The sequence below is a fragment of the Rothia sp. HMSC072B04 genome (assembly GCF_001813725.1).
Classification (GTDB): Bacteria; Actinomycetota; Actinomycetes; order Actinomycetales; family Micrococcaceae; genus Rothia; species Rothia mucilaginosa.
This window is the reverse complement of sequence record NZ_KV813802.1, coordinates 215,308-223,033: the sequence shown is the minus strand read 5'-3', so window position 1 is coordinate 223,033 and position 7,726 is coordinate 215,308. Positions and strand designations below refer to the sequence as shown.

The window sequence follows — 7,726 nt, the reverse complement described above, 5'->3', positions numbered from 1 at the left end:
CAGGGTGCCCGAAGCGAAGCGAGGGCGGGTTCCCTGTAGGAACGAGGACGATAACCGCCTTTCCGTGCGGAATCTAAGCGGAACCGTGCATCCCGCGCAGAACCTGGAATGGGGTAAAGCACGAAAGAGGCGCCACCTCCCACCTCGGGAGACAGCGCCTCTTTCGTTAGAGGCGGGTCAGCAGAAAAGCTTAGCCTTCCACGCCGCACTCAGCCAAAATCAGCTCACGCACGCGAGCGGCGTCAGCCTGACCGCGGGTAGCCTTCATGACCTGGCCGACGATAGCGCCAGCAGCCTGAACCTTACCGGCACGAATCTTGTCGGCAACGTCGGGCATTGCTGCCAGTGCTTCCTGAACAGCTGCGGTAAGCGCACCGTCGTCGGAGACCACGGCGAGGCCGCGTGCCTCAACGATTTCGGCAGGGGTGCCTTCACCGGCGAGGACGAACTCGAGCACCTGGCGGGCGATCTTGTCGTTGATCTTGCCTTCGGAGATGAGCGCTTCGAGGGCGACCACGGTTGCGGGCTCCACGCCGAGGGCGGTGAGCTCAACTTCAGCCTGCTTTGCGCGGCGGGCGATTTCGCCCATCCACCACTTGCGGGCTGCTGCTGCGGTTGCGCCTGCGGCGACGGTCTCTTCGATGACGTCGAGTGCGCCGGCGTTGACTACGTCGCGGAACTCTTCGTCGGAGTAGCCCCACTCACCCTTGAGGCGGCGGCGGCGTTCTGCCGGGGGTTCGGGCAGTTCGGCGCGCAGACGCTCAATCCATTCGCTGTTGGTGACGACCGGTACGAGGTCCGGTTCGGGGAAGTAACGGTAGTCGTCAGCGTCGGACTTGGGGCGGCCCGAGGAGGTTTCGCGGGTGTCTTCATGCCAGTGGCGGGTCTCCTGGGTGACCTTTTCGCCGCGTTCGAGGATCGCTGCGTGGCGGCGAATCTCGTAGCGGACGGCGCGCTCAACCGAACGGAGGGAGTTCACGTTCTTGGTTTCGGAGCGGGTGCCGAACTTCTCTGCGCCCTTGGGCATGAGGGAGACGTTGGCGTCGCAGCGGACGTTACCGCGTTCCATGCGGGCGTCAGAGATGCCGAGGGAGCGGACGATGTCGCGGATTGCGGCAACGTAGGCGCGTGCCAGTTCGGGTGCGCGCTCGCCGGCACCGACGATGGGTCGGGTGACGATCTCGATCAGGGGCACGCCTGCGCGGTTGTAGTCGACCAGGGAGGAGGTTGCACCCTGGATTCGGCCGTCTGCGCCGCCGACGTGGGTGAGCTTGCCTGCGTCTTCTTCCATGTGGGCGCGCTCAATTTCGACGGTGAAGATGGTGCCGTCTTCGAGCTCAACGTCCAGGGAGCCGTTTTCCGCGATGGGGCCGCCAGCCTGAGAGGTCTGGAAGTTCTTCGGGGAGTCCGGGTAGAAGTAGTTCTTGCGGGCGAAGTAGGACTTGTCTGCAATGTCGCAGCCCAGTGCCAGGCCGAGCTTAATGGCGGACTCAACAGCGGTCTTGTTCACCATGGGCAGCGCGCCGGGCAGGCCGAGCGATACGGGGGTGACGTTGGTGTTGGGTTCGTCGCCGAACTCGTTGGGTGCGGAGTCGAACATCTTGGTCTTGGTGTTCAGTTCGACGTGCACCTCGAAGCCGAGGACCGGGTCGTACTTTTCGATGGCTTCTTCGAAGCTGAGGACTTCTTCACTCATTACTTGGTTCCCCCAAAGTCAAAGTCGCGGATCAGAGTTTCGGTGTCGGGCAGGCTCTTGTAGAGCGGTGCGCCCCATTTTGCGGTGAGCAGTTCTTCCAGTGCTGCGCCGACGCGGTACAGGCGTGCGTCTTCGCGTGCGGGTGCGGTGAACTGGATGCCGACGGGCAGGTTGTTCTCTTCGGAGAGGCCGCCGGGCAGGGAGAGCGCCGGGACGCCTGCCAGGTTGACGGGCACGGTTGCGACGTCGCCCAGGTACATTGCCATGGGGTCGCCTTCGGTCTTCTCGCCGAGCTTGAATGCGGTGGAGGGCGCGGTCGGGGAGATGAGTACGTCGCACTTTTCGAATGCTGCCGCGTAGTCGCGCTGGATGAGGGTGCGTACGCGCAGTGCGGCGCCGTAGTAGGCGTCGAAGTTACCTGCGGACAGTGCGTAGGTGCCGAGGATGATGCGGCGCTTGACCTCGTGGCCGAAACCTGCGGAGCGGGTTGCGGACATGACGCGTTCGATGGTGACGGGGCCGTCTTCGGGTACGACGCGCAGGCCGTAGCGGACGCCGTCGTAGCGTGCCAGGTTGGAGGACACCTCGGAGGACATGATCATGTAGTAGGCGCTGATGGCTTCGGTGACGGAGGGCAGGGAGACCTCGATGATTTCTGCACCTGCGGCACGCAGCTCTTCGACGGATTCGCGGAAGCGTGCGAGGACGCCTGCTTCGAAGCCTTCGCCGTCGCCGCCGCCGAGTTCCTTGATGACGCCGATGCGCAGGCCGGACAGGTCGCCCTTGCGTGCGGCTTCTGCGCCTGCCTTGGCTTCTTCAACGAAGTTGCCGGGTTCATCGGGTAGGGAGGTTGCGTCGAGCGGATCGTGGCCTGCGATGGCTTCATGGAGCAGCGCGGTGTCCAGGACGGTGCGTGCGACGGGGCCTACCTGGTCGAGGGAGGATGCCATGGCGATGACGCCGTAACGGGAGACGGAGCCGTAGGTGGGCTTGACGCCGACGCTACCGGTCAGCGCTGCGGGCTGGCGGATGGAGCCGCCGGTGTCGGTGCCGAGCGCCAGGGGTGCCTGGAAGGCGGTGACGGCTGCTGCGGAGCCGCCGCCGGAGCCGCCGGGTGCGCGGTCGAGTGCCCAGGGGTTGCGTACTACGCCGAATGCGGAGTGCTCGTTGGAGGAACCCATTGCGAATTCGTCGAGGTTGGTCTTGCCGAGGATGGGCATGCGTGCTTCGCGGACCTTGCGGGTGACGGTGCCGTCGTAGGGGCTCATCCAGCCTTCGAGCATGCGCGATGCTGCGGTGGTGGGCTGGCCCTTGGTGACGATGAGGTCCTTGACGGCGATGGGTACGCCTGCGAGCGGGGGCAGTTCCTTGCCTGCTGCGCGGTCTGCGTCCACTGCTGCTGCGGTGGCGAGTGCTTCTTCGGCGTTGATGTGCAGGAAGGCGTTGAGGCCGTTCTTGCCGTCTGCTCGGTTGTCGCTCAGGGGTGCGCCGTCGGTGGCTGCGATGCGGTCCAGGTGTGCCTGGGTGAGCTCGACGGAGGTGATTTCGCCGGATGCGAGCTTTTCTGCTGCTTCTGCGGCGGTGAGCTGGATCAGTTCGTTCACTTGGTTGTTCTCCTCTTAGTCTTCGTCGAGGATTGCCGGCACGCGGAACTTGCCGTCCTGTGCGTCGGGGGCGCCGGAGAGCGCCTCTTCCTGGGTGAGGGTGGTGACGGGTACGTCTTCGCGGAAGACGTTCTCGAGGGGGATGGGGTGGCTGGTCGCGGGGATGTCGGCAGTTGCTTTCTGCGACATGGTCTCAACGGATGCGACGATGACGTCCAGCTCAGACGCCATCGCGGTGAGTTCTTCATCGGTCATCTCAATGAGTGCCAGCGATGCCAGGTGCTTTACCTGTTCAAAGGTGATGGCAGACATGGTTCTCCCGTAGTTTGTTTTCTTGTCTCTTCTCTAGTGTAGTGGAGGTTGCGTTTTCCGTCTCATTGGGGGTTGGAGGGTTTACCTGCTGGTTTGCGTGGTCAGGCGGTGTTCTCCTCCCCTGTTTTCGGGTTAAATGCTCAACGCCCCGCTCCTCGTGTGAGGTGCGGGGCGTTGGGCTACAACGTGTCCACGTTACGCTTGGGGGTTAATCCTTAGGCGGGGATGGTCAGAACCTGGCCGGGGAAGATCAGGTCAACGTTGTAGATGATGTCGGTGTTCGCAGCTGCGATTGCCTGGTAGCCGCCTGCAACGCCGAGCTTTGCAGCGATCAGCGAGAGGGAGTCACCGGGAACCACGGTGTAGGTGCCTGCTGCAGCCTTGGGAGCTGCTGCTACGGGAGCCTCAACTGCCGGTGCCGCTGCGGGAGCTGCGGGAGCCTCAACTGCGGGTGCAGCGGGTGCTACCGGTGCAGCGGGAGCTGCGGGTGCCTCAACTGCTGCGGGTGCAGCCTGAGCTGCAGGAGCTGCAGGAGCTGCGGGTGCAGCCTGTGCCGCGGGAGCGGTGTAGGTCTGCTGGGTCTGCGACTGTGCAGCCACGGTGGTGGTGGGCTCGGTGTAGGTGGGAGCTGCGCCGGTCTTGCCGTAGAGGCCAAGCTTAGCGGAGCATGCGGGCCATGCGCCCCAGCCCTGGATAGCGAGCAGACGCTCGCCAGCCTCGATCTGCTGTGCACGGGTAGCGGTCGCGGGGGAGCCGGACATGCCGACGCCGTTCCAGGACTGCTGGGTGAACTGCAGACCGCCGTAGAAGCCGTTACCGGTGTTGATGGACCAGTTGCCACCGGACTCGCACTGTGCCAGTGCGTCCCAGGTAGCACCGTCTACTGCGTTTGCAGCGGGCATCGACATGGTAGCTGCTACAGCGCCACCGATGGCGAGAGCTGCTGCGGTACGACGAATGGAAGTGTTCTTCATAATGCTCCTTGGGGCCGTCCCCGCTCGTTCCGTCCCCGGAACTCTAGCGCGCCGCCGCTCACCCTTTGATAACGAAGTAGGTTACTCATATTCTGGCTCTACCATGTGAGCGGCTCTCCACCGATTTCATGTCACCGTGAGCGATTCTGCACTTATGTGCGGAATCCGGGTGGCACTTCCTCGATGGGGACGTGCGGTAGAACCGGGCATCGTTTCAAGCATTCCAAGCTTGAAACCACACAGGTGATTCTCTTGCGAGAATCCATCTGGTCTCAAAGATAGCCGAGGTTTTTTATGATTCCAACCCGATTTCAAGTTCACAGCGAACGTCCCGGGTTCTCCCAGGGTTCTTCCAGGTTAAAAGTGCAGGAAACATTATTTAAGACCTTGAGCCCCGCGCGCCTTAGGGTTTTCGCCCCTGAATTTCGGGGTTTTCTAGGGATTTAACCCGGATGCGCTCCCCCGCCAAGTTTTCCGATTCGGGGTTGATGGGCACCACCTTTAAGGGTTTTGAACGGCGTGTAAATATTTTTTAAATATTTCTTCGCTTTGGGAGTGTTTTAAGGCGCTTCCGCCTTAAAAGCTGTGGTAATTACAAATGCCAGAAATTGGCATTCAGGCTCTGGAGCACGCACTCCAGAGCCTGAATGCTCTATATATTGCAGGGGTCAGATTCAGATGACCCCGCTACCGGGTCTACTCGGCGGTAGCCTCAACAGCCTCCAGGCCGCCCTCGAGCAGGGCGGTGAAGCCCTCCTCATCCAGCACCTTCAGTCCCAGCTGCTGAGCCTTATCCAGCTTCGAGCCGGCGTTCGCGCCCGCAACCACAAAGTGGGTCTTCTTCGAAACCGAGCCGGAGGCCTTACCGCCGCGAGAAATAATGGCTTCCTTCGCACCGTCACGGGTGTAACCATTCAGCGTGCCGGTCACGACCACGGTCAGGCCCTCCAGGGTGCGTTCCACGGACTCGTCACGGGTATCTTCCATGCGCACACCGGCGGCAGCCCAGGAGTCCACAACCTCGGCGTGCCAGTCCTCAGCGAACCACTCAATAATCGAGTCGGCAATCGTGGTGCCCACACCGTCCACAGCGGCAAGGCGTTCACGGTCAGCCTCGCGGATCGCCTGCATCGATCCGAACTCCGCGGCGAGCGCGCGGGCAGCGGTCGGGCCCACGTGGCGAATCGAGAGGGCAACCAGCACGCGCCACAGCGGCTGCTGCTTTGCCTTCTCCAGCTCGGCGAAGAGGTTCAGCGTATTCTTCGTGGGCTTCGGTTCGGGGCGTGCCTTGGTCGGCTTGGTGTAGAAGTAGGGCACGCGCTCCATCTTTCCGGTGCCCACACCCTTGACCTTCTTCTCACGTTCGATGGTGACCTCGCGCAGGTCCTCAATGTTGAGGCTGAACAGGTGCGCCTCGGTCGTTAGCGGAGGGGTATCCGGGGTTGCGGGGCTGGTGAGTGCCTTTGCTGCTTCAAAGCCGAGCGCCTCAATGTCGAAGGCGCCGCGGCTTGCCGCATAGTACACGCGCTCGGTCAGCTGCGCCGGGCAGGAGCGCGGGTTCGTGCAGCGCAGGTCCACATCGCCTTCCTTGCCGGGTGCCAGGGGCGAGCCGCAGGAGGGGCACTCGCCGGGCATCACGAACTCTCGTTCGGTGCCGTCACGTAGAGCAACCACGGGGGCGACGATCTCGGGGATCACGTCGCCTGCCTTGCGCAGCACCACGGTGTCGCCGATGAGCACGCCCTTGGCCTTGACCACGTCCTGGTTGTGCAGGGTGGCGCGTTCGACGGTCGAGCCGGAGACGAACACGGGCTCCATGACGCCGTAGGGGGTCACGCGGCCGGTGCGTCCCACGTCCACGCGGATGTCCAGCAGTTTGGTGTGCACCTCTTCGGGCGGGTACTTGTACGCCACCGCCCAGCGCGGCACGCGGGAGGTGTAGCCCAGCTGAGCCTGGGTCGCGAAGTCGTTGACCTTAATGACGATGCCGTCAATCTCGTGCACCAGGGAGTGGCGCTGCTCGCCGTACTTGTTAATGAAGTCGAAGACCGCCTCGGTGTTGGCGGCGATTTCGCTGTAGGGGCTCACGGGCAGACCCCAGGAGGCGAGCAAATCGTAGGTCTCGTACTGGGTGGCAATATCCAGGCCGGTGCGCGAACCGATGCCGTGCACGTACATGCTCAGCGGGCGCGAGGCGGTAATCGCCGCGTCCTTCTGGCGTAGCGAGCCTGCCGCGGCGTTACGCGGGTTCGCGAAGGGGTTCTTTCCTGCGGCAATCATGGACTCGTTGAGCTTCTCAAAATCGGCGGAGGAGATGAACACTTCGCCGCGGATTTCAATCTCTTCGGGGTGGTTCTCGCCGCTCAGCTGCTGCGGGATGCTCGCGATGGTGCGCACGTTGTGGGTGACGTCTTCGCCGGTGGTGCCGTCGCCGCGGGTTGCCGCGCGTACGAGGGTGCCGTTGCGGTAGAGCAGGTTCACCGCCAGGCCGTCAATCTTCAGCTCGGTCAGCCACTGCGGTGCGCTGCCGGTGAGGGTCCGGGCGCTCTCTTCGGTCTTGGTCAGCCAGGCGCGTAGCTCTTCGAAGGAGAAGACGTCCTCGAGGGAGTACATGCGCTGCAGGTGGGTGACGGGTGCGAAGGCCTCGATGGCTTCGCCGCCGACTTCCTGGGTGGGCGAGTCGTTGGCGATCAGGTGCGGGTGCTCCGCCTCAATGATTTCGAGGCGGCGGTAGAGCTTATCGTACTCGGCGTCAGAGAGGAAGGGCGCGTCCTCGTTGTAGTAGGCGCGGCGGGCGGCACGAATCTTATCGGTCAGTTCCGCGTACTCAGCACGCAGGGCCTCGGTAATCTCCACGGTGTTTTCTGCGGTGTTTTCCACGGAGTTTTCTGCGGGGCTCTCTGCTCGAGTCTCGGCGGTGGCAGTCTGCTGGGTGGTGTTGTTCTCAGTCACCCGTCCAGTCTAGCGTTTTTGCTCCGCCTCTCCCCTATCGCTCGTCATATTGCCCGGTTCCGTGCGAGCATGTTCGCCTCACGTCTAGCCAGGGTCGTTCGTGCCCGCACTCAACAGTGCTGAGAGCGGACGCAATTCACCCCCGCCTTCTACAAGCACTCGCATGAGCACCCATAGAAAATGGGGGT

At 63.0% G+C, this 7,726-nt stretch carries 5 protein-coding genes; all 5 read right to left on the bottom strand.

The genetic code is table 11. The features are described from left to right. Positions 1–190: 190 nt before the first annotated feature. A complete protein-coding gene (gene gatB, locus HMPREF2928_RS04505; protein WP_005507019.1) occupies positions 191–1,696 on the bottom strand; it encodes an Asp-tRNA(Asn)/Glu-tRNA(Gln) amidotransferase subunit GatB in 1,506 nt (501 codons plus the stop codon). Further along, on the bottom strand, positions 1,696–3,300 hold the full coding sequence (gene gatA, locus HMPREF2928_RS04500) for an Asp-tRNA(Asn)/Glu-tRNA(Gln) amidotransferase subunit GatA (protein WP_049338850.1): 1,605 nt from the start codon (positions 3,298–3,300) through the stop codon (positions 1,696–1,698). The genes gatB and gatA overlap by 1 nt, the downstream gene beginning before the upstream one ends. A gap of 15 nt (positions 3,301–3,315) precedes the next feature. Further along, a complete protein-coding gene (gene gatC / locus HMPREF2928_RS04495) occupies positions 3,316–3,612 on the bottom strand; it encodes an Asp-tRNA(Asn)/Glu-tRNA(Gln) amidotransferase subunit GatC (RefSeq protein ID WP_005507016.1) in 297 nt (98 codons plus the stop codon). Between the two features lie 215 nt (positions 3,613–3,827). Then, positions 3,828–4,586 (bottom strand): transglycosylase family protein, encoded by a 759-nt coding sequence (locus tag HMPREF2928_RS04490; RefSeq protein WP_070687473.1) that lies wholly within the window; start codon positions 4,584–4,586, stop codon positions 3,828–3,830. A 696-nt stretch (positions 4,587–5,282) separates the two neighbouring features. Then, the gene (gene ligA / locus HMPREF2928_RS04485) at positions 5,283–7,466 is read right to left on the bottom strand and encodes an NAD-dependent DNA ligase LigA (protein ID WP_070687475.1); all 2,184 of its coding nucleotides are present in this window, start codon (positions 7,464–7,466) and stop codon (positions 5,283–5,285) included. Positions 7,467–7,726: the final 260 nt, after the last annotated feature.